Origin of the sequence: Mesorhizobium sp. B263B2A (genome assembly GCF_020165775.1) — a bacterium.
Taxonomy (GTDB): Bacteria; Pseudomonadota; Alphaproteobacteria; order Rhizobiales; family Rhizobiaceae; genus Mesorhizobium; species Mesorhizobium opportunistum.
This window is the reverse complement of record NZ_JAIUIU010000024.1, coordinates 44,261-70,399: the sequence shown is the minus strand read 5'-3', so window position 1 is coordinate 70,399 and position 26,139 is coordinate 44,261. Positions and strand designations below refer to the sequence as shown.

31 protein-coding genes are annotated in these 26,139 nt (G+C 65.3%); 19 read left to right on the top strand and 12 right to left on the bottom strand.

Annotated elements, in window-relative coordinates; all coding sequences use genetic code 11:
- Nucleotides 1-108: 108 nt before the first annotated feature.
- Entirely contained in the window at nt 109-1,056 is a 948-nt protein-coding gene (locus tag LB568_RS27805) for a substrate-binding domain-containing protein (RefSeq protein ID WP_013894281.1), read from the bottom strand.
- 367 nt (nt 1,057-1,423) lie between these two features.
- Between LB568_RS27805 and LB568_RS27800 the strand changes: the two genes are divergently transcribed.
- The 3 genes from LB568_RS27800 (at nt 1,424) to LB568_RS27790 (ending at nt 2,803) form a co-directional block, all read left to right on the top strand.
- On the top strand, nt 1,424-1,612 hold the full coding sequence (locus LB568_RS27800; RefSeq protein WP_224731820.1) for a type II toxin-antitoxin system HicA family toxin: 189 nt from the start codon (nt 1,424-1,426) through the stop codon (nt 1,610-1,612).
- A 5-nt stretch (nt 1,613-1,617) separates the two neighbouring features.
- On the top strand, nt 1,618-2,019 hold the full coding sequence (locus LB568_RS27795) for a type II toxin-antitoxin system HicB family antitoxin (RefSeq protein ID WP_224731819.1): 402 nt from the start codon (nt 1,618-1,620) through the stop codon (nt 2,017-2,019).
- 85 nt (nt 2,020-2,104) lie between these two features.
- On the top strand, nt 2,105-2,803 hold the full coding sequence (locus tag LB568_RS27790) for a RibD family protein (RefSeq protein WP_224731818.1): 699 nt from the start codon (nt 2,105-2,107) through the stop codon (nt 2,801-2,803).
- A 10-nt stretch (nt 2,804-2,813) separates the two neighbouring features.
- Here the strand turns inward: LB568_RS27790 and LB568_RS27785 are convergent, their stop codons facing one another.
- Entirely contained in the window at nt 2,814-3,698 is an 885-nt protein-coding gene (locus LB568_RS27785; RefSeq protein WP_224731817.1) for an SDR family oxidoreductase, read from the bottom strand.
- A 97-nt stretch (nt 3,699-3,795) separates the two neighbouring features.
- Here LB568_RS27785 and LB568_RS27780 point away from each other — a divergent pair, with 97 nt between their 5' ends.
- The gene (locus LB568_RS27780) at nt 3,796-4,650 is read left to right on the top strand and encodes a helix-turn-helix transcriptional regulator (RefSeq protein ID WP_224731816.1); all 855 of its coding nucleotides are present in this window, start codon (nt 3,796-3,798) and stop codon (nt 4,648-4,650) included.
- Nucleotides 4,651-4,663: 13 nt separating this feature from the next.
- Here LB568_RS27780 and LB568_RS27775 read toward each other — a convergent pair whose 3' ends face one another.
- Together LB568_RS27775 and LB568_RS27770 are read right to left on the bottom strand one after the other, a co-directional pair.
- Nucleotides 4,664-6,580: a diguanylate cyclase gene (locus tag LB568_RS27775; RefSeq protein WP_224731815.1), complete on the bottom strand. Its 1,917-nt coding sequence runs from the start codon at nt 6,578-6,580 to the stop codon at nt 4,664-4,666.
- Between the two features lie 114 nt (nt 6,581-6,694).
- Complete coding sequence (locus tag LB568_RS27770; RefSeq protein WP_224731814.1) at nt 6,695-7,600, bottom strand: LysR family transcriptional regulator; 906 nt, start codon at nt 7,598-7,600, stop codon at nt 6,695-6,697.
- Between the two features lie 93 nt (nt 7,601-7,693).
- On the opposite strand from LB568_RS27770, the gene LB568_RS27765 reads away from it, so the two are divergent.
- From LB568_RS27765 to LB568_RS27745, 5 genes are all read left to right on the top strand, one after another.
- Nucleotides 7,694-8,575 carry an aldo/keto reductase family oxidoreductase gene (locus LB568_RS27765; RefSeq protein WP_224731813.1) on the top strand — a complete coding sequence of 294 codons (882 nt, stop codon included), beginning with the start codon at nt 7,694-7,696 and terminating at the stop codon, nt 8,573-8,575.
- Between the two features lie 79 nt (nt 8,576-8,654).
- The gene (locus LB568_RS27760) at nt 8,655-9,434 is read left to right on the top strand and encodes a pseudouridine synthase (RefSeq protein ID WP_224731812.1); all 780 of its coding nucleotides are present in this window, start codon (nt 8,655-8,657) and stop codon (nt 9,432-9,434) included.
- 317 nt (nt 9,435-9,751) lie between these two features.
- Entirely contained in the window at nt 9,752-10,498 is a 747-nt protein-coding gene (locus tag LB568_RS27755) for an SDR family NAD(P)-dependent oxidoreductase (RefSeq protein WP_140574931.1), read from the top strand.
- A 57-nt stretch (nt 10,499-10,555) separates the two neighbouring features.
- Entirely contained in the window at nt 10,556-11,599 is a 1,044-nt protein-coding gene (locus LB568_RS27750; protein WP_224731811.1) for a sigma-70 family RNA polymerase sigma factor, read from the top strand.
- A 98-nt stretch (nt 11,600-11,697) separates the two neighbouring features.
- Nucleotides 11,698-12,099 (top strand): VOC family protein, encoded by a 402-nt coding sequence (locus LB568_RS27745; RefSeq protein WP_224731810.1) that lies wholly within the window; start codon nt 11,698-11,700, stop codon nt 12,097-12,099.
- Between the two features lie 276 nt (nt 12,100-12,375).
- On the opposite strand, the gene LB568_RS27740 is transcribed toward LB568_RS27745, so the two are convergent.
- Nucleotides 12,376-12,957 carry a histidine phosphatase family protein gene (locus LB568_RS27740; protein ID WP_224731809.1) on the bottom strand — a complete coding sequence of 194 codons (582 nt, stop codon included), beginning with the start codon at nt 12,955-12,957 and terminating at the stop codon, nt 12,376-12,378.
- Between the two features lie 266 nt (nt 12,958-13,223).
- On the opposite strand from LB568_RS27740, the gene LB568_RS27735 reads away from it, so the two are divergent.
- The 3 genes from LB568_RS27735 to LB568_RS27725 all read left to right on the top strand — a co-directional run bounded on the left by LB568_RS27735 (nt 13,224) and on the right by LB568_RS27725 (nt 14,570).
- Nucleotides 13,224-13,673 (top strand): universal stress protein, encoded by a 450-nt coding sequence (locus LB568_RS27735; protein WP_224731808.1) that lies wholly within the window; start codon nt 13,224-13,226, stop codon nt 13,671-13,673.
- Between the two features lie 106 nt (nt 13,674-13,779).
- Nucleotides 13,780-14,055 (top strand): DUF1778 domain-containing protein, encoded by a 276-nt coding sequence (locus tag LB568_RS27730; protein ID WP_023769459.1) that lies wholly within the window; start codon nt 13,780-13,782, stop codon nt 14,053-14,055.
- Complete coding sequence (locus LB568_RS27725) at nt 14,052-14,570, top strand: GNAT family N-acetyltransferase (RefSeq protein ID WP_224731807.1); 519 nt, start codon at nt 14,052-14,054, stop codon at nt 14,568-14,570. The genes LB568_RS27730 and LB568_RS27725 overlap by 4 nt, the downstream gene beginning before the upstream one ends.
- 14 nt (nt 14,571-14,584) lie before the next feature.
- Here the strand turns inward: LB568_RS27725 and LB568_RS27720 are convergent, their stop codons facing one another.
- A complete protein-coding gene (locus tag LB568_RS27720) occupies nt 14,585-15,334 on the bottom strand; it encodes a sulfite exporter TauE/SafE family protein (protein ID WP_224731806.1) in 750 nt (249 codons plus the stop codon).
- Nucleotides 15,335-15,361: 27 nt separating this feature from the next.
- Nucleotides 15,362-15,571 (bottom strand): hypothetical protein, encoded by a 210-nt coding sequence (locus tag LB568_RS27715; protein ID WP_224731805.1) that lies wholly within the window; start codon nt 15,569-15,571, stop codon nt 15,362-15,364.
- Nucleotides 15,572-15,683: 112 nt separating this feature from the next.
- Between LB568_RS27715 and LB568_RS27710 the strand changes: the two genes are divergently transcribed.
- The 7 genes from LB568_RS27710 (at nt 15,684) to LB568_RS27680 (ending at nt 21,523) form a co-directional block, all read left to right on the top strand.
- Nucleotides 15,684-16,556: a LysR substrate-binding domain-containing protein gene (locus LB568_RS27710; RefSeq protein WP_224731804.1), complete on the top strand. Its 873-nt coding sequence runs from the start codon at nt 15,684-15,686 to the stop codon at nt 16,554-16,556.
- Between the two features lie 157 nt (nt 16,557-16,713).
- Nucleotides 16,714-17,214 carry an Lrp/AsnC family transcriptional regulator gene (locus LB568_RS27705; protein ID WP_013894264.1) on the top strand — a complete coding sequence of 167 codons (501 nt, stop codon included), beginning with the start codon at nt 16,714-16,716 and terminating at the stop codon, nt 17,212-17,214.
- A complete protein-coding gene (locus LB568_RS27700) occupies nt 17,211-18,371 on the top strand; it encodes a saccharopine dehydrogenase family protein (protein ID WP_224731803.1) in 1,161 nt (386 codons plus the stop codon). Before LB568_RS27705 ends, LB568_RS27700 begins: the two co-directional genes overlap by 4 nt.
- 110 nt (nt 18,372-18,481) lie before the next feature.
- Nucleotides 18,482-19,270, top strand: a complete 789-nt coding sequence (locus tag LB568_RS27695) for an ABC transporter substrate-binding protein (protein WP_224731802.1) — start codon at nt 18,482-18,484, stop codon at nt 19,268-19,270.
- Between the two features lie 125 nt (nt 19,271-19,395).
- On the top strand, nt 19,396-20,067 hold the full coding sequence (locus LB568_RS27690; protein ID WP_224731801.1) for an amino acid ABC transporter permease: 672 nt from the start codon (nt 19,396-19,398) through the stop codon (nt 20,065-20,067).
- Nucleotides 20,064-20,738, top strand: coding sequence for an amino acid ABC transporter permease (locus LB568_RS27685; protein ID WP_224731800.1), 675 nt, complete (start codon nt 20,064-20,066; stop codon nt 20,736-20,738). The genes LB568_RS27690 and LB568_RS27685 overlap by 4 nt, the downstream gene beginning before the upstream one ends.
- 26 nt (nt 20,739-20,764) lie before the next feature.
- A complete protein-coding gene (locus LB568_RS27680) occupies nt 20,765-21,523 on the top strand; it encodes an amino acid ABC transporter ATP-binding protein (RefSeq protein ID WP_013894259.1) in 759 nt (252 codons plus the stop codon).
- A 112-nt stretch (nt 21,524-21,635) separates the two neighbouring features.
- Here LB568_RS27680 and LB568_RS27675 read toward each other — a convergent pair whose 3' ends face one another.
- From LB568_RS27675 to LB568_RS27655, 5 genes are all read right to left on the bottom strand, one after another.
- Nucleotides 21,636-22,751 carry an alkene reductase gene (locus tag LB568_RS27675; protein ID WP_224731799.1) on the bottom strand — a complete coding sequence of 372 codons (1,116 nt, stop codon included), beginning with the start codon at nt 22,749-22,751 and terminating at the stop codon, nt 21,636-21,638.
- Between the two features lie 42 nt (nt 22,752-22,793).
- Complete coding sequence (locus LB568_RS27670) at nt 22,794-23,084, bottom strand: ArsR/SmtB family transcription factor (RefSeq protein ID WP_013894257.1); 291 nt, start codon at nt 23,082-23,084, stop codon at nt 22,794-22,796.
- A gap of 165 nt (nt 23,085-23,249) precedes the next feature.
- The gene (locus LB568_RS27665) at nt 23,250-23,948 is read right to left on the bottom strand and encodes an RES family NAD+ phosphorylase (RefSeq protein ID WP_224731798.1); all 699 of its coding nucleotides are present in this window, start codon (nt 23,946-23,948) and stop codon (nt 23,250-23,252) included.
- A complete protein-coding gene (locus LB568_RS27660; protein WP_013894255.1) occupies nt 23,942-24,352 on the bottom strand; it encodes an MbcA/ParS/Xre antitoxin family protein in 411 nt (136 codons plus the stop codon). The genes LB568_RS27665 and LB568_RS27660 overlap by 7 nt, the downstream gene beginning before the upstream one ends.
- A gap of 256 nt (nt 24,353-24,608) precedes the next feature.
- Nucleotides 24,609-26,042 (bottom strand): aldehyde dehydrogenase family protein, encoded by a 1,434-nt coding sequence (locus LB568_RS27655; protein ID WP_224731797.1) that lies wholly within the window; start codon nt 26,040-26,042, stop codon nt 24,609-24,611.
- Nucleotides 26,043-26,139: the final 97 nt, after the last annotated feature.

Sequence of the window (26,139 nt, the reverse complement as noted above, 5' to 3'; positions counted from 1 at the left end):
CGCAAGGAGAAAGCGGACATCAATACTGCCGATCTCCCCCCTTGCGGGGGAGATGTCCGGCAGGACAGAGGGGGGTGCTGTCCCGCCGGCTTACCCTAGCCTGAGAGCCTACTTCGTCTCGTTCAGCCTCTCGGCCTTATCAAGATTGTCCTTGCCTATGACGATCGGCGTCAAGAGCACCAGCTTCTCCTTCGGCTCGGTCTTGTCCTTGGCGTAGGCGACCGCGATCTGTACGGCGGTGCGCGATTGCTTGCCCGGGAACTGTTCGACCGTGCCGGCGAGCTTGCCGTCGCGCACCGCGACCAACGCTTCCGGAAGCGCGTCGAAGCCGTAGATCTTGACGTCGGTGAAGTTGCGCGCCGCGCACGCCTCGAGCGCGCCGAGCGCCATGTCGTCATTGGCGCAGATGATGGCGTCGGGCTTGCCGTTGGCGGCGAGCCCGGCTTCCGTCACCGACAGCGCTTCGGCGCGGGCGAAGTTGGCGGTCTGCTCGAAGACGATCTGGTACTTGTCCTTCAGCGGATCGAGAATGTTGTGCACGCCCTTGTTGCGGTCGATCGCCGGGCCGGCACCGGGCTGGCCCTGCAGATGGAACAGCTTGGCGCCATTCGGGAACGCCGCCACCATGGCGCTGGCTTCCGCCTCGCCACCCTTGACGTTGTCGGCCCCGACATGGGCGAGGATGCCCTCGACGCCGTCGACGCGTCGGTCGATCGTCACCACGGGAACGCCGGCCTTGACGGCCTCCTCGATGGCCGGCGCCAGCGCGTTGACGTCAAGCGGCGAGATGACGATGGCGTTGACCTTCTGCACCAGTGCCGCCTCGATGTCGGCGGTCTGCTTGGTGGCCGAGTTCTGGCCGTCGCTCTCGGTGAGGTTGACTCCTTGCGTGGCGGCTTCCGCCTTGATCTCGTTCAGCATGTGCACGAAGAACGGAAAGCCGAGACTGGGCACCGAGCCGAGGATGGTCAGCTTGTCCTCGGCGAACACCGAGGGCGCCGCCACCATCATGGCGCCGAAAGCCGCGGATGACAGCAGGAATTCACGTCTGTTCATGATTGATCCTCCTCCACAAGAACGCACGGCCCCGGAAACCGGGCCGGTTTCAGGAAGGATCATGCGTCGGTTCAAAGTGTTGGAGCATCCTCCTTGCGCCCGAGAACGCATGCCGCTCCAGCTGATCGCCGTTGCAAAAACTGCCTCCCATCGGCATCAGCATCGGGATGCTAACCCAGGGTCAACCATTTGTGCAACATCGATATAACAGAGTTGGCTGAGCTATTATCGGAATTGTCGGAATTTTGGATGGGACGTCCTGTCCAGCCCGAAAGGCTAGACGCTGCGCCAGGCTGATGGGCTTCTCGGCTTCGCCGGCTTTCCCATTTTCTGTTGAAAGCTTGTTCGTGAATGTGTGTAAATACACATGAATAGCGCCGACATTATCCGACTGCTGGAAGCTGATGGCTGGCCCAAGGTTGCCCGAAAGGGCAGCCATGCGCAATTCAAACACCGCGGCAAGCCAGGACGGGTCACCGTGCCTCACCCAAGGCGCGATATCCCGATAGGCACTCTGCGCAGCATCGAAAAGCAATCTGGACTGAAACTGAGGTGACGGACATGAAGCAGTATATCGGACTTATCCATAAGGATGCCGGCAGCGACTTCGGTGTGTCTTTCCCCGATTTCCCCGGCGTGATCACCGCCGGCAAGGATTTGGATGACGCGCGATCCATGGCTGAAGAGGCGCTGGCCCTGCATATCGAAGGGTTGGTCGAGGATGGCGATGCCATTCCGGAGCCTTCCAGTTTGGAGGCTGTGATGGCGGACGCTGATAACCGTGACGGTGTTGCAATCCTGGTCGCGGTGAAGACCGAGGCCAGGAAAACAGTGCGTATCAACGTGACGCTGCCGGACGACGTTCTGCAACGGATCGATGCCTTTGCCGAAGCCCACGGCTATACTCGATCCGGGTTTCTCGCAAAGGCGGCTGAAAAGGTGATGGAGCTTGAAACGGCCTGATGCATTCCCAAAACGACGGCGTTTGGGGGAACGACATGCACAACAACAAGGTCTGAACGTTTAAAGTCCATCCCTGGAGAACCGCATGAAGCCGCAAATCATCTGCCATATGCTCGCGTCGCTCGACGGCGGCCTCCATCCGAGCCGCTACACCACCAGCCCCGATGGCACCCGGGCCGAGTGGTCGAGCCTCTACGAGCACATCCACAACGACATGGCGGGCGACGCCTGGATCGTCGGCCGCATCACGATGGCCGAGATGAGCAAGGCCGCCGCGCACCCGCCGGCCAATGCCGGCAAGGTCGACCGGCCCCGTCATTTCGCGCAGGGCCATGCGGCTACCTATGCCGTGGCGCTCGATGCTACCGGCAAGCTGCACTTTGCCAAACCCGACATCGGCGGCGACCATGTCGTGGTGCTGCTCGGGCGCGACGTCGCCGACAGCCATCTCGCCGAACTCGCCGCCGATGGCGTGTCCTACATCGTGTCGGAAACGCCCGACATCGATCTTGCCGCCATGCTCGAGGTTCTCGGCCGCGAACTCGGCATCCGCCGGCTATTGCTGGAAGGCGGCGCCGGCATCAACGGTTCCTTCTTCGCGGCCGGGCTTGTCGATGAGCTCAGCCTGCTCGTTGCTCCTGCCATCGACGGGCGGGCGGCAAACCAGGGGTTTGTCGAGTTCGGCGAAGGCGGCCTGGCGGGCAGGATGCAATTGTCGCTCACAAGCTGCGAAGCGCTGGTACACGGGCTCGTCCACCTGCGCTACGCCGTCAGGCCTGGCTGAAGCCGCTTCCTCAGTATTGCATCGCGTCGAGATCGGCGATCAGCGTCGGGCCGGTCGGGTGCCAGCCGAGCCGTGCCTGGGTGAGCGCGCTGGAGGCCGGCAGGTCCATGGGGGCGAACCTCGCCATCCAACCGAAATGCTCCGCCGCCTTTTCCGGCGCGATCGAAACGACCGGCAGGTTGAGGCCCCGGCCAAGCGCCTCGGCGATCGCACGCACCTCGACACCTTCCTCGCCGACCGCGTGATAGCGTGCGCCGGGCTGGCGCTTTTCGACGGCGAGCCGGTAAAGGCGCGCGGCGTCGAGCAGATGGCCGGCGGAGAAACGATTGCGACCCTCGCCGACATAGGCCGAAACGCCCTTCTGGCGCGCGATCTCGATGAGCGGCGAGATAAGACCTTGCTTGATCGGGTTGTGGACCTGCGGCAGGCGCACCACCGACACGTTGATCCCGGCCTCCAGCAAGGCATTGCTGGCGAGTTCGGAGGCGATGCGGGGATTGGGATGGCTCGGGTTGAAGACGTCCTCGACCGCCAGTTGGCCATGTCCTGGGCTGCCCACGCCGACACCTGAGGTGATCACCAGCGGCCGGTCGGATCCGGCAAGGGCGGCGCCGAGGGCTGCGATGACGCGCCTGTCCTTTTCGCAATTCTCGACAAACCGCGAGAAATCATGGTCGAACGCGGTGTGGACCACGGCGTCCGCCTTCGCCGCGCCGTCGCGCAGCCCCTCGGGCTCCTCGAGGGTTCCGCGATGCACTTCGGCGCCAGCGGCGGCCAGCGCCTCGGCACCGGCGTCGGAGCGGGTGACGCCGACCACCTGATGGCCCGCACCGATGAGTTCGGGAACCAGCGCCGAACCGATGAAGCCGGTCGCGCCGGTCAAAAAGATACGCATGCAAAATCTCCTGCACAGTTGCCCGCGCAGTATCGCCGGTCTATTATTCCATTAAAGTAGTGACTTTATCCTATTATAATTGCTAACAGGATCGACCATGCCCATCAATTCCGCCGGCACGCTCGCAGCCTTCCTGAAAGACCGGCGCACCCGGCTCGACCCGGCATCGTTCGGATTTTCCGGGCGCCGGCGCACGCCTGGGCTGCGCCGCGAAGAAGTCGCCCAGCGCGCCAACATCAGCCCGACCTGGTATACATGGCTGGAACAGGGCCGCGGCGGCGCGCCTTCGGCCGACGTGCTGAACCGCATCGCCAAGGGGCTGATGCTGACCGAAGCCGAGCGCGAACATCTTTTCATGCTCGGGCTGGGGCGCCCGCCCGAGGTCCGCTATATCGGCGTCGAGGGCGTCAGCCCGCGCCTGCAGCGCCTCATCGACACGCTCGACGCAAGCCCGGCCCTGATCAAGACCGCCACCTGGGACGTCGTTGCCTGGAACCGCGCCGCGCAGATCGTGCTGACCGATTACGGCGCCCTGCCCGCCGGCCAGCGCAACATCCTGCGCTTCATGTTCCGCAGCTCCGCCATCCGCGAAAAGCAGCACGACTGGGAAAACCTCGCCCGTTTCGTGGTCGGATCGTTCCGGGCCGATGCGGCACGCGCCGGCGCGGTGTCCGAGGTGCGCGACCTCGTCGACGAACTTTGCAGCACCAGCCCGGAGTTTGCCGCCCTATGGCGGGAAAACGACGTGCTCAGCCATGGCGACGGGACAAAGCGCCTGAAGCACCCGGTACTCGGCGACATTGAACTGGAATATTCGGGGTTCGCGGTCGACGGCCGGCCGGATCTGAGCCTGACCGTCTACAACCCGATCGACAGCAAGGTCGCCGACCGCATCCGCGACCTGGCGAGGCGCCTCCCGGGGCAAAAGCTGGGCGATCCCCCGCCGCGATGACGCAGCGGAAGGCTCACGCTTTGCGCTGGGAACCGGTCGAGCGTGGCTGGCTGAGATGCGGGCGCCAGCCATGCACCCGGTCCCGTCCCGCAGCCTTGGCGCCATAGAGCGCCTCGTCGGCGCGCCTGACAAGATCGGCGATCTCGATTGAAGCACTGCCCGCGTCGAAGGTGCCGACCCCGATGCTGACGGTAACGATGCCCTTTTCGCTGCCGGCATGCGCCAGCCCGAGATCGCGCACCTTGGTCCTGAGGGTCTCGGCGATGACGAAGGCGCCCCGCGCGTCGGTCTCGGGCAGGATGAGCGCGAACTCCTCGCCACCGTAGCGGGCCGCCGCGTCGGCCGGCCGCCGCGCCGCCGCCTCGATGCAGCGGCTGACGGCGCGCAGGCAATCATCACCGGCCGGATGACCGTAATGGTCGTTGAACCGCTTGAACCAGTCGACGTCGACGAGAAGCAGGCTGAGCGGCGTCGCGTTGCGCCTGCAGCGCGCGAACTCGCGCGCCAGCGCCTCGTCGAAGGCGCGCCGCGTCATGAGTTCGGTCAGGCCGTCGCGATGCGCCAGCAGGTTCAGCTTCTCGTTGGCCGACAGCAATGCGGCTTCGACCTGCTTGGCCTCGGTGATGTCTGAAAACACGCTGAGGCTTCCGCCATCGCCGGTCGGCCGGGTCCGCACATCGAGCCAGCGCCCGTCGGCGAGCCGGATCTGGCGGTGGCTGTCGAGCTTCTGCGAGGCCATGATGGCGGCGACCCAGTCCTCGACCGCGTCCGGCGGCGTGATCGCCTCGCCGCGCGCCGCCGAGGCGCGCAATATATCGCGGTAGTCGGCGCCGGGCACCCGTATGTCGGCCGTCTTCGGAAACATGGAGCGGTAGCGGGCGTTGCAAAGCAGCAGCCTGCCATCCGGATCGAACATCACCAGGCCATCGGCCATGTGCGTCAGGGCGTCTCCGAGCCTCGCCTGGCTCGCCGCCAGTTCGTTCTCGAGCTGCTTGCGCGCGGTGATGTCGCGGTTGTGCGTGATCAGGCCGACGATCGCTCCGGCCTTGTCGCGAAACGGCGCTTTCAAGGTCGCCAGCCAGCCATCGGTGCCGTCCTCATGGTGAAGGCGCTGTTCGATCGTGGACGAGACGCCAGCGGCCAGCACGGCAAGCTCGTCTTCGCGGAATCCCTGCGCCGTCTCGCGTGGGTAGAAGTCGAAATCGGTCCTGCCGATCAGCGCCTTGGCGTCCGCCGCATGCATCAGTTCGGCCGTTGCCGGATTGGCAACGATGAACCGTCCGTCGAGATCCTTCACATTGAGGCAATCGGGCAGTGTCTCGACCACGGCCTTGAAGATGCGCCGGGATTGCAGCGCTTCGATGCGACGCCGCTCCTGGTAGAGCGTAAGCCCCGACAACCCCACCGAGACGAAGATGAGAAGGGTCGAGGGGAAAATCACCTTCGGCAGGACCGCCTGTATTACGGACTGCGGCAGCATGCTGAGGCCAAGCAGCGATCCGCACGCGGCCGCCGCACCCAGGATCATGATATCGGCCATGCCGGGCGAACGCCCCTTCAGGGCAAGGTTGCCGGCAACGCCGATCAGCATGGTGGCCGCGATCCCCACCGCGCCGGCAAAGGCGCCGATGCCGCCCTCGAAGGTCCGGAACGCACCGGCCATGACGCCGGCGACGATGCCGGCTATAGGACCGCCGAAAAAGCCGGCAACGGCAATCATCGTCGCCCTGAGATCGACCAGGATGCCCGGCTGCAACTGCATGGGAGTCAGCATCAGGATGATGGCGCCAGTGCCCATCAAGAGGCCGAAAGCCGCGGCCTTCGCCGCCCCCGGCCTGCGGTCCAGCCACACATGCGTGTGGATCCAGACCGAAACGAACATCGCAACGACCGCGAGATTGGCCAGCAATTCGGACCAGGGCGAACCCATTGCGCGCCTTTCCTGTCACCAGGCTTTCGCCGTACCGCCTCTTCGATAGGCCCTCAATGACAACAAAGTGTTACGGTGGGCATTGGTCGAAGGGAGCAAGACATCGTCCCCAGATCACCCCCACCGCATCGTTCCGACAAAATCGATGAACGCCCGCAGCGGCGCCGGCGTCAGGCGGCGGCCGGGATAGTAGAGGAACGGGCCGGAAAATTCCTGCCACCAGGGCTCCAGCACAGGCTCCAGCCGGCCATCGTCGAAATAGGGGCGCAGCCAGTCCTCGAACAGCGAGACGATGCCGCCGCCGGCGACCGCCACCTCGAGCGCAAGGGCCATTGCCGTGCCGGTGCTGACCAAAAGCGGGCCGGTCGGTTCGACGCTCACCACCTCGCCGTCGCGTTCGAACTCCCAGGGCGGCGTCAGGCCGCTGGCGAAGCGGCCGCGCAGGCAGGCGTGGGCGAGCAGGTCGCGCGGATGGCCGGGCCGGCCGCGCCGGTCGAGATAGGCCGAAGCGGCGCCGGTGGCGAAGCGCTGCCGGCGCGGGCCGATCGGCACGGCGATCATGTCCTGCTCCAGCCGCTCGTCATAGCGAACGCCGGCATCGCAGCCGCTGGCCAGTATGTCGACGAAACTGTCCTCGGCGGTCACTTCCATGCGGATGTCGGGATAGGCCGCAAGGAAAGGCGGCAACAGGCGCGGCAGCACCAGTTTCGCCGCGACGACCGGCACGTTGAGCCGCAGCGTGCCGGCCGGGCGGCCGCGAAATCCGTTGACCACGTCGAGCGCCGCCTCGACTTCGCCCAGCGCCGGGCCTAGCCGCTCCAGCAGGCGCGCGCCGGCCTCGGTGGGGGCGACGCTGCGCGTGGTGCGATTGAGGAGCCGGACGCCAAGCCCGGTCTCCAGCCGCCGCACCGTCTCGGAAAGGCTGGAAGCGCTGACGCCGCCAACCCTCGCCGCCTCACGAAAACCGCCGGCGCGCGCCACCGCCATGAACGCCTGGAGATCACCCAGATCCGTCGCCATTGTTCGCTTCTCCGTACAGGCTGTGCCGATTGCACCATATTATCGTGCAGGTGCGCTCTGTCTACATTGGGCCGATCCAAAGGAGATGAGACCATGACCGACATCAGCAAGGCCGGAACCTTCAAGCTCGGCGACCGCACCGTGAAGCGCCTCGGCTATGGCGCCATGCAACTGGCCGGACCCGGCGTCTTCGGCCCGCCGAAGGACCGCGACGCGGCAGTCGCCGTGCTGCGCGAGGCGATCGCCAGCGGCGTCGACCATATCGACACATCGGATTTCTACGGCCCGCACGTCACCAACCAGATCATTCGCGAGGCGCTGCACCCCTACCCGGCCAACCTCACCATCGTCACCAAGGTCAGTGCCCGGCGCGGCGCCGATGCATCGTGGATCCCCGCAATGTCACCGCAGGAGCTGACGCAGGCCGTGCACGACAATCTGCGTAATCTCGGGCTGGAAATTCTCGACGTCGTGAACCTGCGCTCCATGCATGGCATTCACGGACCGGCGGAAGGGTCGCTCGAGTCACAGCTGAACACACTCGCCGAACTGCAGCGTCAAGGCTTGATACGCCATATCGGCATGAGCAACGTCACATCGGCCCAGATCGCGCAGGGACGCAGCATGGTCGACATCGTCTGCGTGCAGAACCAGTACAACATCGCGCATCGCGAGGATGACACGCTGATCGACGAGCTTGCTGCCGTCGGCATCGCCTATGTGCCGTTCTTCCCGCTCGGCGGCTTCACGCCGCTGCAGTCGGACACGCTCGCCAATGTCGCCAGGAAACTCGGCGCAACCCCGATGCAAGTGGCGCTCGCCTGGCTGCTGCGCCGCGCGCCCAACATCCTGCTCATCCCCGGCACCTCATCGGTCGGCCATCTCCGGGAAAACCTGGCGGCGGCCGAGTTGAAGCTGCCGGCCGACGCAATCGAGGTGCTGAACGGCATCGCCGGCGAGAAGGCAGCCGCCTGAGGCGGTTCGACCCGCGCCACCTTGCGAAGCCGCCGCTGCCCGTGGCATCTGTCCGGCACAACGGACGATCCACTCCAGCATGGCTTCACGACGACCACCACAGCCCGCCAGCCCGGGCAAGCTGCCCAAACCGCCCACCGGTAAATCGTTGGGCGTCAGCCTCAACCGCGCGCTTTCAAAACTCGGCCTGTGCTCGCGCACGCAGGCCGAGGTGCTGATCACGGAGGGCCGCGTGCGCGTCGGCGGCAAGGTGGTGCGCGATCCGGCTCTGCGCGTTGATCTGTATCGCGATAGCATCGTCGTGGACGGTGAAAAGGTGATCGCCGAGCATAAGGTCTACGTCATGCTCAACAAGCCGCGCGGCTTGGTCACCACCCGTGACGACCCGCAACAGCGCGACACCGTCTATGCTTGCCTGGAAGGGCTCGACCTGCCCTTCGTCTCGCCGGTCGGACGCCTCGACAAGGCGAGCGAGGGGCTGCTGTTGATGACCAACGACACGCGCTTCGCCAACCGGCTGATGGACCCGGCCTCGCATCTACCCAAGACCTATCACGTGCAGGTCGCCACGGTGCCCGACGCGGCGATGCTGGAGACGTTGCGTGCCGGTGCCACCGTCGACGGCGAGAGCCTGACCGCCAATTCGATCGACCTTCTGCGCAGCGGCGGCCGCACCGCCTGGCTGGAGGTCGTGCTCGACGAAGGCCGCAACCGCCACATCCGCCGCCTGCTCGCCGCCCACGGCATCGAGGTCAAGCGCCTCATCCGCATCGCCATCGGCGGCTTGCGCTTGGGCGACCTTGCCAAGGGGATCGCGCGGCATTTGACGGCGGAGGAGTTGGCGTTGCTGGGTGGGTGAGCGAACGGGCCGGAGGTAACGTCCTGTGGCGCCCCCTCTGTCCTGCCGGACATCTCCCCCAACTTTGGGGGGGAGATCGGCAACTCGATCGCCGGCTCTCCTCCTGCAACGTCGAAGATTAGCGAAGGCCCCGATGACATCAATCTCCCCCCTCGTGGGGGAGATGTCCGGCAGGACAGAGGGGGGCGCCATAGAACTCGACGGCGCGTACCGGATTCTCAGAAAAAATTTCGTCCCCACCGATGATTTCCGCCCTCCTGCGCTGTCTTCACCCATAGGCGCCGGAATCCTCCGGGCCGGAAGAAGCGAGGTGATCCATGGGATCGTTGAAAGGTCAAAATGTCGTCGTGGTCGGAGGCAGCAGGGGTGTCGGCCGCTCGATCGTGGAAGCTGCTCTCGGCGAGGGAGCGATGGTGCTTGCCGTCGCCCGCGGGACAGCGGCCCTGAAGGAACTCTCCTGGGAAGCGTCGGGCGTCAAGACGCTAGCGACCGACGCCACGCAGGACACCGCGCCCGACGCGGTGTTCGCCGCCATGCAGCCGGACGTGCTGGTGATCTCGGCCGGTGCCTTCGCTGCGTCGGCACCCATCCAGGACCAGAGCTGGAGTGACTTCTCAGCGAATTGGGAGACGGACGTCAAGGCTTCGTTCCTGTTCTGCAGGGCAGCGTTGCGCGGCGGGCTGAAGCCGGGCAGCCGCGTCGTGCTGATCTCCAGCGGCGCGGCATTCAGCGGCGGCCCGCCGAACTCGGGCGGCTATTCCGGCGCCAAGTGCATGCAGATGTTCCTGGCCGCGCACAGCCAGAAGGAAGCGGATCGGCTCGGTCTTGGCCTGCGCTTCATGGCGCTGGCGCCGATGCGCATCATGGCTGGCACCGGCGTCGGCGAGCGCGGAATATCCAGCATCTCGGCCTATCTCGGCATCAGCCCGGCGGATTTCCTGGCCAGCCTGAGCGATATGCAGACACCGGCCGACGTCGGACGCGCCGTGGTCGCGCTCGCCGGCGGCAAGCGGCAAGGCACTGCCTTCACGGTGAGCGGCAGCGGCCTTGCTGACGCGGCATGAGACGCGCAGGATGCCAACCGAAATCAGCATGGCCGAATTCCGCACCGCAGGCTCGACATGACAGACGCTCCCGGCGTTTCTGAACCATCCGCCCGGCCGGTCCTCGATCGGCCGGCCTTCGAGCATCTGACGATGGTCCACCGCCGCGAGCTGAAGCTGCATTGCTACCGGATGATGGGCTCGCTGCACGAGGCCGACGACCTCGTCCAGGAGACGTTCCTCAACGCATGGCGCGGCCGCGCTCAATTCGACGGGCGCGGCTCGCCGCGCGGCTGGCTCTATACGATCGCGACCAACGCCTGCCTCAACTCGATCAAGACGCGGGTCACGAGGCATCGAATTCTCGAGCAGCCCGACCGGCCGCCGACCGAAGGCCGCGCCGCTGCCGGGCCAGCCGCCGAGCTTTCTTGGCTGGAGCCCTACCCCGACGTCGAGCTGCCCGACCTTGTGGACGGCGAGCCCGGCCCGGAGGCGCGCTACGAGACAAGCGAAGCCATCCGGCTCGCCTTCGTCGCCGCCATCCAGCTGCTGCCGCCAAGGCAACGCGCATCGCTTCTGCTGTGCGACGTGCTCGGCTGGTCGGCGGCCGAGACCGCGCAGTTGCTGGGCGGCTCGACCGCCTCGATCAACAGCGCCCTGCAGCGAGCGCGCGCGACGCTGGCGCGGCATTATCCCGCCGGGCGTCCCTTGCAGCGATCGCAGCCCAACCCCGAAGAGGGCTTGCTGCTCGAACGTTATATCAGCGCCTGGCGGGCCGCCAATCTCGACAGCTTCATCGCGCTGCTGCGCGAGGACGCCACCTACCATATGCCGCCATGGCTGGACTGGTACCACGGACGCCCCGCGATCCGTGGTTTCTTCGACACGGTGTGGGGCAATTTCGCCGGCTACCTCCCGGTGGCGACAAGGGCCAACGGCCAGCCCGCGGTTGTGATCTACGCGCGGCGCCATCAGGAGCCGGAATGGCGCGCCCAGTCGCTGCATATCATCGAGCCGGCCGATGGCGGGATCGCATCGCTGACGGTCTATGTCGGCCCGCTTGGCCCCGACCTGTTCGCCGCCTTCGGCCTGCCGCCGGTCTGGCCTGGATCGAACGCATAGCGATCGCGCGCTCCTCTCCTGACAGAAAGCTGGCAGGAGGCCTGGTCTACAGATCGCTTGGGAGCCGGCCGCGGCTTCAGCGATCAAGGAGCCAAGCCATGAATTTCGTCTCTGTCCGCATCATCACGTCCGATGTCCAGCGCCTCGTGCGCTTCTACGGTGAGATCACCGGCATGCCGGTGACGGTGTACACGGAAGACTTCGCCGAACTGGCGACGCCGGCCTGCACGCTGGCGATCGGCAGCACGCGCACCTTGATGCTGTTCGGCGGCGACATCGCCCGTCCCGCGGACAACCACACCGCCATCCTCGAGTTCCGCGTCGGCGACGTCGATGCCGAATTCGCCAGGCTGTCGGACACCATCAAGCGCACGATGGTGCAGGGGCCGACCACCATGCCCTGGGGCAACCGCTCGCTGCTGTTTCGCGACCCCGACGGCAATCTGGTGAATTTCTTCACGCCGGTCACCGCCGAGGCGATCCGGAAGTTCGATAGGTAGAAGCGTTAGGGATAGGCTAGAGTTTGGGAATCGCCGAAGCCTCCGCGCGTTCGTCATCCACGGGCGGAGCAGCCGCGAAAGCGGCGGCGCGGAGACCCGAGGATCCATGCCGCGACCTTAGCCTTGGAGTGCAACGGAGTAGAGTTCTTCATCGTAGCAACGCTTTGAAGTCGCGGCATGGATCCTCGGGTCTGCGCCGCGTCGCTCCGCTCCTTGCTCCGCCCGTGGATGACGAAGCGACGGCGCGTCCGCGCCGAGCCGGGATCGTTCTCCGCTCTACCTCTGATTCCACTTCCGAATAACCGGCTCGCTGAGATCATGCTCGTAGCCGAGCACGCTGATGCTGGCCGTGTCGAGCACGAGCAGCGCGCCACCCTCCGGCGGCAGGCCGAGCCAGCGGGCGGCGAGCACGCGCAGGAAATGCGCGCTGGAAAAGATCAGGATCGAGCCGCCAGCTTCGCGAAGCTGTCTGATGATCCTGTCGGCGCGGGCGCCGACATCGGCCGCCGTCTCGCCTTGCGGGCAGCCGTCGCGAAAGACGGTCCAGCCGGGCCGCTCGGCCAGGATCTCCCTGGTGGTGCGCCCCTCATAGGCGCCATAGTCCCACTCCTGCAGATCGTCGTTTCTGACACTCTCTGCGCCAAAGCCGGCAAGCACGCTGGTGTTGTAGGCACGCTGCGACGGGCTCGACCACACCGCCGAGAACGACAGGCCTTTCAGCCGCTCCGCCACGCCCCGCGCGGCGGCCTCGCCGGCCGGCGTCAGCGGCATGTCGGTGCGGCCGGTGTGCTGCCCTGAAAGGCTCCACGCCGTCTCGCCATGCCGGACCAGATGGATCTGCGGAAACGCGCTGCTCATGGGATGCCCCTCAATGTCGCCGGCACCTTAGAGGACGCTGTGGCAAAGGGGAACTCGGGGAACGGCGAAAGCGTGCATGCGGGGAAATGCCTGGCAGGGCAACGGGAGACGGCACCGGGATCGACGATTGGTCCAATCTCGGCTGTCCTTGATCCACGTGACGCTGGCCCTGTGAGTTGCCCGGTGGCGCAACTATATCAAGGTGAGCCTCCAAGGCTCCCGCCATCCCAAGGGTAACGGCCCTTGCACAAACAGGTCAGATCATCATGTACAAACATCTGCTCATCGCCACCGACGGATCGGAACTGGCCGACAAGGGTGTCGCCCATGGCCTCACGCTCGCCAAGGGCATCGGCGCCAGCGTCACCTTCGTCACCGTTTCGGAACAATTCCCGATCTTCGCCTGGGGCGGCGCCATGGCCGGTTATGCCGCGGGCGATGAACTGGCCGCCTACCAGGAGGAAGCGCGCAAATATGGCAGGCAGGTTCTCGACAAGTGCAAGGCATCGGCCGATGCGGCCGGCGTCTCCGCCGAGGTCGTCCATGTCGAGGACAAAAGGCCCGCCGAAGCGATACTGGAACTGTCGCAGGCGCTGGGCTGCGACCTGATCGTGATGGCCTCGCATGGCCGCCGCGGACTGGGCCGGCTGCTTCTCGGCAGCCAGACGGCGGAAGTGCTGTCCTACACCGAAATCCCGGTGCTGGTCGTTCGGTAATAGATTGACCCGAAGCGCTCTTCATATGCCCTTGGGGTTAATGCGACAGGATCTATATTGTACGGATTCAATCCGTACCGTATAATCGAGGGCAAAGGAGATACTCATGCCTCGCAACGTCAGTGACAACGGTCGAATAGATTTCCGGATTGCGCCCGAAGCCAAAGCAGTGATCGCACGTGCGGCTGCCTTGTCAAATGTCGGCCTGACCGAGTTTGTTACGCGCTCCGCACTGCGTGACGCCCAGGCCGCGATCGAACGCGCCGAGCATCTTGCTCTGTCGGAACGGGACAGCCTGCGCATCCTCGACCTGCTTGAAAACCCGCCCTCCCCGACCAACCGTCTTATCCGCGCCGCCAAGGCCGGTCAGACTCTCGCGTGAGTTCCATCACCTGGCAACAAGTGCCGATCGGTAAACAACATAACCGTGCAGCCTTCGACTGCGGCGACGCGGACCTCAACACCTATTTGCAGCGCTTCGCGCGTCAAAGCCATGAAAGCGGTGGCGCGAAAACTTTCGTTGCCGTGACGGCGAAAGATCCTTCGTACATCCTCGGGTTCTATTCTTTAAGCCCGGCTTCGATCGACTTTGCCCGGACCCCGGCAATCGCCAGACGCGGCCTTGGCCGCTATGACGTGCCGGTCTACCGGTTAGGTCGGCTCGCAGTGGATCGTACGATCCAAGGCCGCGGCCTCGGCGGCGGTCTGCTGCTCGCCGCCGGGAAGCGCTGTATGGCAGTCGCGGAGGAAGTCGGCGGCGTTGCCTTGCTTATCGATGCCAAAAGTGACCAGGCAGCACACTGGTATGAGGGTTACGGTGCGGTCCGTCTAGATGACGCGCCGCTATCCCTGGTCTTGCCTTTCGCGGCAATCGCCAAGGCGATAGCTGCGTTCTGAATGTCTGCGGCAAGCTATAGAATACCGCCTCCCACGAGATACACCCCCAGCATCAGCAGCCCGGCAAAGAACACTTTACGAAACGTCTCGACGCTCATCGCCTGGCGCAGCGCCTGGCCGGCGAACATGCCGGCGAGCGCCGGCGCAAGCGCCAGGACCGATCCCGCCAGTTGCGTTGTCGGCGATGCGAGCGCGCCTGCTTTGAACAAGCCAAGGGCAAGTGCCGCCGTCGACACGGTGAAGGACAGGCCGAGCGCCTGGATGAGGTCTTCCCGGCCCAGCCGCAGCGATTGCAGATACGGCACGGCTGGGATGACGAAGACGCCGGTGGCGCCGGTGACCAGTCCGGTCGCCACACCGACCAGCGGTGACATCAAGGCCTCGTGGCGCGCCGGCGTGGTGAAGCCAAGCTTGAGCAGGCCGAGAATGGCGTAAAGCACCAGCGCCGCACCGAGCCCGACCGATGCAACGCCGGAGTGTGTGCCGGTGAGCAGGCCGGCCCCGGCGACGGTGCCAAGCACGACGCCGGCCATCATCGTCCACAGGCGCCTGCATAGCCCGCCGAAGGATGGGCCGGTGAACAACTGCCAAAGATTGGTGACCAGCGACGGGATCAAGAGCAGGGCAGCCGCCTGCGCCGGCGGCATCGTTACCGCCAGCAGCCCCATCGCCACGGTCGGCAGCCCCATGCCGACGACACCCTTGACGAAACCCGCGGCAAGGAAGACCGCGCCGGTCCAGGCAATGACGCCGACGCTCAGCACGGTCGTTCCTTCGGGGCGCCGGTTCGATCAGTCATGCAACAGCATGTCCGCCGCATCATCATCGGGTGCCGGTTTTGCAGGCGTCGCTTCATGGTGGACGGGATCAGCCATCGCCACGCAACCGCGCTGGCCGGGCTCCGCTCGCGCCATGGCAAGCGAGGCCACCGCGATCGCAAGCACGATCGCCGCGCTTTCAAGTATGTCGGGTCCATGCCGGCCTGTCGCCTTTTCGCTCATCGCGCATCTCCATCGCAAAAGATTTGACTGACATGCCGGCCGCCCACAATGTGGAAGTTACGCTGTCAGCCTTCGGCTGCACCGAAGGCTGAAACCTTGCAGGAGAAGAAAGATGCGCTTCGATCTTACCGATCTCCGGCTGTTCCTGCTGGTCGCCGAGCGCGGCAGCATCACCCACGGCGCCGAACTTGCGGGCCTGGCGCTCGCCTCCGCCAGCGCTCGCATCAAGGGCATGGAGGAAAGCCTCGGCGCGCCGCTCCTAGAGCGGCGCCGGCGCGGCGTGGTGCCGACGGCCGCCGGACAGGCGCTGCTGCACCATGCGCGTGCGGTGCAGAACCAGATCGAGGCGATGGCCGGCGACCTCGGCGCCTATGCCACGGGCTTGCGCGCCCGCGTACGGCTGATGGCCAACACGGCCGCCACCAGCGAACTGCTGCGCGACATGCTGCCGGCCTTCCTCGTCGCGCATCCCGGCATCGACATCGACCTCGACGAGCGCCCCAGCCACGAGATCGCAGAGGCGGTGGCAAGTGGTGCCGCCGATCTCGGCATCGCCGCGACCTGGGCGGGTCTTTCGCATCTGGAGCAGAAGCCGTTCTTCATCGACAGGCTCGTGGTGATCGCCGCGCGAGACTGGCCCGGCCTCAAGGGCCACACCGCCAGCCTCGGCGACCTGCTCGGCGAAGCCTTTGTCGGCCTGAGCGCCGGCCATCCCTTGCAGGAGCACATCACCCGTCAGGCCGCCCGCCTTGGCGGCCATCTGCACTTCCGCATCCGCGTGCCCGGCCTCGACAATGTCTGCCGGCTGGTCGCCCAGGGCGCCGGCATCGCCATTGTGCCCGAAAGTGCCGCGCGCCGCTCCGCCCGCACGTTGCGCAGCCTACGGTTGACCGACGACTGGGCAACACGCCAGCTCAATCTCTGCGTCCGCAGCTTCGACGAGTTGACGCCGCAGGCAAAGCTGCTCGCCGCGGCCTTGGCCTGAACCCGACAACGGAACGCCGGCGGTGGCAACCGGCGCAAAGCGGTGTGGCCGTTCACGCTAAAACAACACCTTGCTTTTCAAAAGTCTGCGACGTAGCTTATTTGCATATAGGCAAAATAATTGCCGGTTTTCTTTCTCTTTATGAAAGACGGGGGCTTTGCGGGAACATCTCGATCTGACCGACCGGCGGCTCGTCAAGCAGCTGTCGCAGGATGCGCAGCCGGGCATCAACCGCCTCGCCGAGATGTTGGCGATTTCGGTGCCGACGGTGCGCTCGCGGCTGCGCAACCTGCTCGACCGCAACCTGCTCAAGGTCGTCGGGCTCTTGAACCTCACCGAACGCCCCGAGTTGATCTCGGCCATTGTCGGCATCAATGCCCAGGGGCGCGGCCGTGCCCGCGAACTGGCGCAGCGCATTTCGGAACTGCCCTTCGTCAATTCGGCCTCGGTGGTCACCGGACGCTTCGACATCATCGTCGACGTGACGGTGGCCGGTGACGTCGCCGATCTCTACCGCGTCACCAGCGAGCTGATCCCGGGTGCTGGCGAGCCGGGCGAAGTCGTGCGCAGCGAGACCTTCGTCGTCATGGCGTCTTGCAACAAATGGGTCAGCCTGCCGGAAGGCTGCTGGTCGGACGATCGCAAGGAGCCGGCATGAAGATCGCGGTTCTCGGAGGCCTCGGCCTGCAAGGCCGGGCGGCCATCGCCGATCTCGTCGCCAGTGGCGTCGAGGAGGTGGTTTGCGTCGATACCGCGCCGGACGGCCCTGCCCGGCTTAACGGCCTGGCCGATCTTTCCCGTGTGCGTTTCGTCGTACCCGAGGGCGCGATCGGCCCGGCCCTGACCACCGTGCTGGCCGATGTCGACGCCGTCATCGACCTGTTGCCGCAACCGCTGATGCGCGAGGCGGTGCAAGCCGCGATCGCAACCCGCACGCCGCTGATCACCACCAACTACGGCAAGGCGATCGCCGACCTGGCGCCGGCCGCCGAACAGGCCGGTGTGCCCATCATGACCGAATGCGGGCTCGACCCCGGCATCGACCTCGTGCTCTACGCGCGCGCCGCGCGCCAGTTCGACGCGATCACCGCGATCGATTCCTATTGCGGCGGCATCCCCGAGCCGAAGGCGATGGCCAAGCCGCTTTGCTACAAGGTGAGCTGGAACTTCGACATGGTTCTGGTCAGCCAGAACCGCGACAGCGTGATGATCGAGGACGGGCAACGCGTCGCGGTGCCGGCTGGCCAGCAGCACCACAATCCTTTCATCCATGAGATCGAGGTCGCGGGCCTCGGCATGCTGGAAGCCTTCCCCAACGGCGATGCGCTGCATTACGTCGAGATGCTTCCCGCGGCGAAAGGGCTGCGCCGCTCCGGACGCTATACGCTACGCTGGCCGGGATGGTCGGCCTTCTGGGCACCGCTGAAAGAACTCGGCTTCCTCTCGGAAAAAAAGGTGCCCGGCACGGGCGCCAGTCCGCGCGAATTCCTCGGCCGGCTGCTCGGCCCGCAATTGCAATATGGCCCCGGCGAAAAGGATCTGTGCGTGATGCGCAATGTCTTTTCCGGCCTCGAGGGCGGCCGCGCCAAGACGGTCACTTCGGACCTGATCATCGAGCGCGACCTGGCTTCGGGCCTGTTCGGCATGAGCCTGGGCGTCGGCTATCCCGCCAGCATCGTGGCGCAGATGCTGGCGCGCGGCGAGATCACCAAGCCCGGCCTGCTCAACCCGCTGCTCGACGTGCCGGACATCAGCTTCTTCGACGAACTGGCCCGGCGTGGCATCACGGTTTCCGAGACGGTGGCCCGGGACTGAGGAAAGAGATTTGCGAACGGTGGCCGCCGCCGGCAACGGCGCTGCCGCTCAAAAAGCACCCCGAAGGGTGAAACAACAACGTGGAACAATAAAACAAGGAGGAATGCCAAATGAAGATTGTCAGACTTTTCATCGCCGGACTCGCACTCGCCGGCCTCACCACGGCCGCCAGTGCCGGCGCGCTCGACGACATTACCAAGCGCGGGGAACTGCGCGTTGCCGTGCAGACCCAGGGACCGCCCTTCTCGCTGGTCGGCGCCAATGGCGAGCGCACCGGCAGTTCGGTCGAACTTGCCGAACTGATGGCCAAGGAAATGGGTGTGAAAATCACCTTCCTCGACTTCGACTGGGATGGCTTGATCCCCGCACTCTTGTCGGGCAAGGCCGATCTCTTGGTCGCCGACATGACGCCGACGCTGGCGCGCGGCATGAAGGTCGCTTTCACCACGCCCTATATGTACACAGGCAGCACCGTCTTCACCAAGGCCGACAGCAAGTTCAAGACCACCGAGGACTGCAAGGCCAAGGGCACCAAGATCGCCGTGCTGCTCGGCGCGACCGGCGAGAAGGAAGCCAAGGCCGCCTTCCCCGATGCCGACATCAAGAGCTACAAGGGCGGCGGTCCGCTGCTGCTCGACGCCGTCAACAACGGCCAGGCCGACTGCGGCGTCAACGACGTCTCGGCGGTCAAGGGCCAGTCGACCGCCTACCCGGCCGGCACCTTCACCATCATGCCGGACCTGCTGTCGAAGGAGCCGCTTGCCTTCGCCACTCGCTACGACGAGCCGGACTTGCTTGTCTGGATGAACCTGTTCCTCAACCAGGTCACCATCGACGGCCGCCTGCAGAAGAACCTCGACTACTGGGTCAATTCCGACGCCTGGAAGAAGGATCACTGAGAAAATAGGGGGTAGGGAGTAGGGGAGTAGTGAGTAGGGAATAGTGACCGGTGAATGGAGAATCGCCCATTCCGGACACGCTTCGCTACTCCCCACTCACTACTCCCTACTCACTGTTCACGCCCATGCTCGAAAATTTCAGTTTCCGCACCATCGTCGAATATCTGCCCCTGTTCGGGCAGGGCCTGGTCACGACCGTCTGGCTGTCGGCGCTGTCCTTCGTCGGCGCGCTGATCGTCGGCATCGTGCTGTGCGCCATGGGCCTGCAGCGCGGCTGGCTGTTTCGGGTTCCGGCCAAGGCCTATATCGACGCCGTGCGTGCCACGCCGTTGCTGGCACAGCTCTATTTCCTCTATTTCGGCCTGCCCCGGCTCGGCTTCGTGTTGCCCGAGCTGGTCGTAGGCATCCTCGCTTTGTCACTGAACAGCGGCGCCTATGTCGCTGAAATCATTCGCGCCGGCATCCTGTCGATCCCGCGCGGCCAGGTCGAAGCCAGCGTCGCCTCGGGCATGACCTACGTCCAGCGCATGCACCTGGTCGTACTGCCGCAAGCCTTCAAGGTGACGATCCCGCCGCTGCTCGGACAGGCGATCGTGCTGGTCAAGGATTCCGCTCTGCTGTCGCTGATCTCGGTCGCCGAACTGACGCGCGCCGGCCAGTTGCTCGCTTCCGACCGCTTCATGCCGGCCGAGGGCTTTCTCACCATCGCAGCCTTCTACCTGCTGCTCTACTACTGCTTGAAAGGACTGGCCGTGCTGTCCAGCCGCTGGCTCGGAACAGCGGGGGCGCGGACATGATCTGGCAACAGTTCCTCAGCCTCGCCGGCTCCTATCCCCTCGCCTTGCGCGGCCTCGGCATGACCGTCGTGCTGTCGCTGATCAGCCTGGTGCTCGGCACCGTGCTCGGCTTCGGCCTCGGCATCTTGCGCACCGGCGGCAACCGGCTGATCGCCGGCGTCATCGGCGCCTGGGTCGACCTGATCCGCGGCACGCCGTTCCTGGTGCAGATATTCCTGATCTTCTTCATCCTGCCGGAATTCGGCGTCGAGCTCGACGCCTTCACCGCCGGCATCATCGCGCTGACCAATCTGGCCGCCTGCTTCATCTGTGAGATCGTCGTCGCCGGCATCCGTTCCGTGCCGACAGGCCAGGTCGAGGCAGCCCTTGCATCCGGCCTGTCGCGCTGGCAGCGCATGCGTCAGGTGGTGCTGCCGCAGGCGATGCGCATCGTGCTGCCGCCGCTGGTCGGGCAATATGTGCTGCTGATCAAGGATTCTTCGGTCGTCTCGGCCATCGGCCTGACCGACCTCACCCGCGTCGGCTGGCTGGTGGTGCAGCGCGTGCCCAACGGTCTCCTGGTATTCTTCCTTGTCGGCGTCGGCTATTTCATCGTCTGCTATCCGCTGATCATGCTGGCTCGCCGGCTCGAACGCCGCATGGGCGCGGCCCATGGCGAGGTGCAGCTGTGACATCGAACCCCAAAGGGCCAACAGACATGACCAATGCGGGTCTCAACAAAACGGGCATGATCGACTTTCGCGGCGTCAACAAATGGTTCGGCTCGCTCAACGTGCTCAGGGATATCACGCTAAGCGTCGAGCCGCGTGAAGTGGTCGTCGTCTGCGGACCGAGCGGCTCCGGCAAGAGCACGCTGATCCGTTGCATCAACGGGCTGGAGACGATCAAGGACGGCGATCTCGTCGTCGACGGCCAGCGCCTTGGCGACCGCGCCACCAACATGACGCAGCTGCGCACCGAGATCGGCTTCGTCTTCCAGTCGTTCAACCTCTACCCGCACAAGACCGCGCTCGAGAATGTCACGCTGGCGCCCATCCATGTCCGCAAGATCCCGCGCGCCGAGGCCGAGCATGCCGGGCGCGAATTGCTGGCCAAGGTGGGGCTCGCCGACAAGGTCAACGCTTATCCGGCGCAGCTCTCCGGCGGCCAGCAGCAGCGCGTGGCGATCGCGCGCTGCCTCGGCATGCGGCCCAAGATCATGCTGTTCGACGAGCCGACCTCGGCACTCGACCCCGAAATGATCTCCGAAGTGCTCGACGTCATGGTGGCGGTCGCCGAGGAAGGCATGACCATGATGGTGGTGACGCACGAGATGGGCTTTGCCCGCAAGGTCGCCCAGCGCGTGGTGTTCATGGATGCCGGCGCCATCGTCGAAAGCGGCACGCCCGATGAGTTCTTCTCGCACCCCAAGACCGACCGCAGCCGTGCCTTCCTGAGCAAGATTCTCAGGCACTGAGGACCGTTGGGCTTGGAATGCAATGGCCGTTCGGACCGAAATTCGGTCCGGATCGTCGCGTCAGGCGACCAGCTGCCCTTCCGCCGCGGGCGAAGGGGCAAACCGTCCGGGATCAGGCCGCCGTCGGGTAATCCGTATAGCCCCTGGCGTCGCCGCCATAAAACGTCGCCTTGTCCGGCGCGTTCAGTTCGGCATTCCGCTTCAGCCGGCTGACGAGGTCGGGATTGGCGATGAACAGCTTGCCGAACGCGACAAGGTCGGCGTAGCCGTCCCCGACAGCCTTTTCGGCCAATTCCTTGTCATAGCCATTGTTCACCAGCCAGGCACCGGTGCCGCCGGCCTTGCGGTAGGAGGCCTTGAGGTCTTCGTAATCGAACGGCCTGTCGCCCTGGCTGAAGTCGCGCGCGCCGCCGGTCGCGCCTTCGACGATGTGGACATAGGCGAGGCCCCGGCTGCCCAGGCCCGCCGCAACATGGTTGAACAGAGGCTGCGGATCGGCATCCGAAGCGTCGTTGGCGGGCGTTACCGGCGACAGCCTGATCCCGGTCCTGCCGGCGCCGACAGCGCCCGTGACCGCGTCGACCACCTCGAACAGGAGGCGCGCCCGGTTTTCGATGGAGCCGCCATAATCGTCGGTGCGATGATTGGTGCCCGAGCGCAGGAACTGGTCGACGAGATATCCATTGGCACCATGGATCTCGACGCCGTCGAAACCCGCTACCTCGATCGCCGCCTTGGCGGCGCGGCGGAAATCATCGACGATGCCGGGGATTTCGGCCGCGTCGAGCGCGCGCGGCTCGGAGGTGTCGACGAACTCGCCGCTGCCATCCGGCTTGACCAGGAACGTCTTGGATTTTGCCCTGATCGCCGATGGCGCCACCGGCTTGCCGCCACCAGGCTGCAACGAATTGTGCGAGATGCGTCCGACATGCCAGAGCTGGACCACGATCTTGCCGCCACCTTTATGAACCGCGTCCGTGACACGCTTCCAGCCGGCAAGCTGATCCGCCCCGTAGAGGCCGGGCACGTCGGCATAGCCTTGGCCTTGATGGCTGATGGCGGTTGCCTCCGTCACGATCAGCCCCGCCGTGGCGCGCTGGCCGTAGTAGGTGACCGACAGGTCGCCGGGTACCGCATTGGGTGAGCGATTGCGCGTCAGCGGCGCCATGACGATGCGGTTCGCCAGCGTTAGGTCACCGGCCCGCAAGGGATCAAAGAGGGTAGCCATGAGAAATGCCTTTCATGCATTTTGGGGGAATGGGGAGGATCGTCAGAGATCGGACAAGGCAGCCTGGAAGGCGGCGATGGTTTCTTCGTTGCGCTTGTAGAACACCCATTGGCCGACCCGCCGCGTCGTAACGAGGTCGGCAGACGCCAGCGTCGCCAGATGTGCCGAAACACTGGACTGAGCCAGGCCGCGGTGGTCGAACTGGCTGGCGCAGACGCCCATCTCGAGCGGATGCGCCTGCGCGGCGAAGTGCTGTTCAGGCTCCTTCAGCCACGCCAGGACATCCCGTCGAAACGGATGCGCCAGCGCCTTCAATATGATGTCGTGGTCCATCTTCACCTGCATCGATCTCAACCGATATATAGATCGGGCAGAGGCGATATGGCAGGTAATCCATGCCATTTTTGAGGGTGATCGGAGAACGTTGCTCTCAGGTCACGGCCGGACCGCAATAGCGCCGCCGGGTGCTTCCGTCGCCTGTTGAGGGATGCGCTCCCATCAGGTGACCGACAGCACTTTGCCCGTGTCGTGCTGACGTACGAAATCCACGCGGGTGCCATCCCAGTGGTAGGAGTAATGCCGGCCCTGCACCGGGACGGGAATGACATCGGGCCAGAAGATGCCGATACATTGCCCGTCCGCCATCCGCACGCTGTTCCACACCAGCCCGTCGCTGCCTTGCGCCCGCAGCGCCCGCCCTTCCGCCTGCGAGGCGGTGTAGTCGTCGGGGTCTAGCACGCCGGGCACCGCGTTGACGTCGTCGAGGTCACGGTCGACGCTGCCGATCAGCACGCGGAAATCCGCCGTCCAGCCCGGATCCTCACTGGTGGCGCGCATAAAATTCTGGTGGTGGTGGATGGTCTCGGCCAGCGCCACCTCCTCGCTGTCGCCGGCATAGTAGATGCCGTAGCTGCCATCCGAGAAACGGCCGGGCCGCAGCGTCGAACAATGCACGAAGGGCGCCATCACGAAGCTTGCGCCGGGACCCGACACCCGCCTTGCGGCAGGCACCTTGCCGAGCTCGCCGATCTCGAGCCGGATGCGCGGATTGGTCTTCGCCTCGACGGCGGCCAGCGCCTCCCAGTCGCGCGGGTCGGCAATGTCCTCGAACAGGTCGATCGGCGGATGGATGGAGCGGATGATGCGAAAAGTCTGGTGCCAGTGGACGCGGCGCCGGACCGCGAGCCCACTCACCATGCGCCACGCTCCGCATCGAGCCATTCACGCATGGCCGCAAGATCGGAAATTTCGCCACGCAGCATCAGGTCGAGCGCCGACTGGCCGCCGAAGGTCGCGTTGGGCTTGCGGATCCAGGCATAGCCGCGCGCCGGCTCTGTGAAGAGATAGCGCAGGCCCTTGTGGATGCCCATCAGATGCGCCATGCGGGTGCGCAGGTCGCGGTCGATCCGGCCGATGCCGCCTTCCTTCCAGCGTGCCCAGGTCCGCGCCGACATGCCGCCAAGCAGGATGCAGGCCTCGAGATCTGTGAGGTTCCACGCCTTGAACAGATTGACCGTGGTGCGCGCCAGCGCACCGGCCTCTTCCTCCGAAATGGCGCTGCCGACCGTGGCCGGCGTGGCGACGATGGACTGAAGTTGCATTTTGCTCACCCTTGCTACTGGCAGAGATATAGCATGTATTTGCCAATTGGCAAGTACGGAGCTAACGTTCCTCGCCCCCATGAAATGGGGGAGAGGTGGCTCGGCGAAGCCGAGACGGAGCGGGGGATGGCGCAGCCCTGGAAGAATTCAGCGCGACCTCATCAGCGCCGCAGCCCCTCTCCGACCGCTTCGCGGCCACCTCTCCCCCACTCCGCTGGGGCGAGGAACTCCTGCAAGGTCGGCGCCAGTGTCGTGCCTACTCCGCCGCCTCATACCCAGCGATACCCTTGATCTCCAGAAAATCCTCAAGCCCATACTCGGCATACTCGCGGCCGTTGCCCGACTGCTTGTAGCCGCCGAAGGGCAGGCCGGCGTCCCAAGTCGGATAGTTGATGTAGACATTGCCGGAGCGCATGCGCGCCGCCACGTCGCGGGCCTTCTGGATGTCCTTGGCCTGGATGTAGGAGGCCAGGCCGTAGACCGTGTCGTTGGCCTGCTCGACCGCCTGCTCGACCGTGTCGTAGGGCATGATCGCCAGCACCGGCCCGAATATCTCCTCGCGCGCGATGCGCATGTCGTGGGTGACGTCGGCGAACACGGTCGGCCTGATGTAGTAGCCACGGTTGAGTTCGGCGGGGCGGCCGGGGCCGCCGGCGACCAGCGTCGCACCCTCGTCGACGCCGGCCTGGATCAGGTCCTGGATCTTGTCGAACTGAACCTGACTGACGACAGGGCCAAGCTTGGTGTTGGCGCCGTCGGCGGGGCCGACCACGAACTTTTCCGCCGCCGCCTTGGCGTAGCCCGCCGCCTCGTCATGACGGTCGCGCGGCACGAACATGCGCGTCGGCGCATTGCAGGACTGGCCGCTGTTGCTGAAGCAGCCGGCGACGCCCTTGCTGACGGCGGTGGCGAGGTCGACATCGGGGAACAGGATGTTGGCCGACTTGCCGCCAAGCTCCTGATGCACGCGCTTGACCGTGTCGGCAGCCGCCTTGGCCACCAGGATGCCGGCCCGCGTCGAACCGGTGAACGACATCATGTCGATGTCGGGATGGCTGGACAGCGCCTGGCCGACGCCGGGGCCGTCGCCGTTGACAAGATTAAACACGCCTTTCGGCACGCCGGCCTCGTCGAGGATCTCGGCGAAGATGATGGCATCGATCGGCGCGATCTCCGATGGCTTCAGCACCATGGTGCAGCCGGAGGCGAGCGCCGGACCCACCTTGCAGGTGATCTGGTTCAGCGGCCAGTTCCACGGCGTGATCAGGCCGACGACGCCGATCGGTTCCTTGACGATCAGCGAGGAACCCTTGACGTGGCGAAACTCGAACGATTTCAACACTTCCGCCATCTTCGTCAGATGCGCGAGGCCGACGCCCACCTGGCTGTCGAGCGCGAACTGGCGCGGCGCGCCCATCTCGCGCGACACGGCGAGCGCTAGGTCGGAACTGCGCTTCTTGTAGACCGCGATGACGCGATTCAGGATATCGAGGCGCTCCTCCACCGAGGTGAAGCCGAATGTGTTGAAGGCGCGCTTGGCCGCGGCCACCGCCTTGTCGACATCGGCCTTGGTGCCGAGCGATATCTGCGCGAAGGCATCCTCGGTCGACGGATCGATGACATCGAGCGTCTTGGCCACAACAGGATCGACCCACGCGCCATCGATATAGAACTGCAGATCGTGTGACATGGTTTTCTCCTGGGGGCGCGTCGCATGGCTGTTTCGGCCGTGATATATGGCTAGAAATAACGATGCGCAAACGCCGCTGTCAAACGCAACCCCCGAA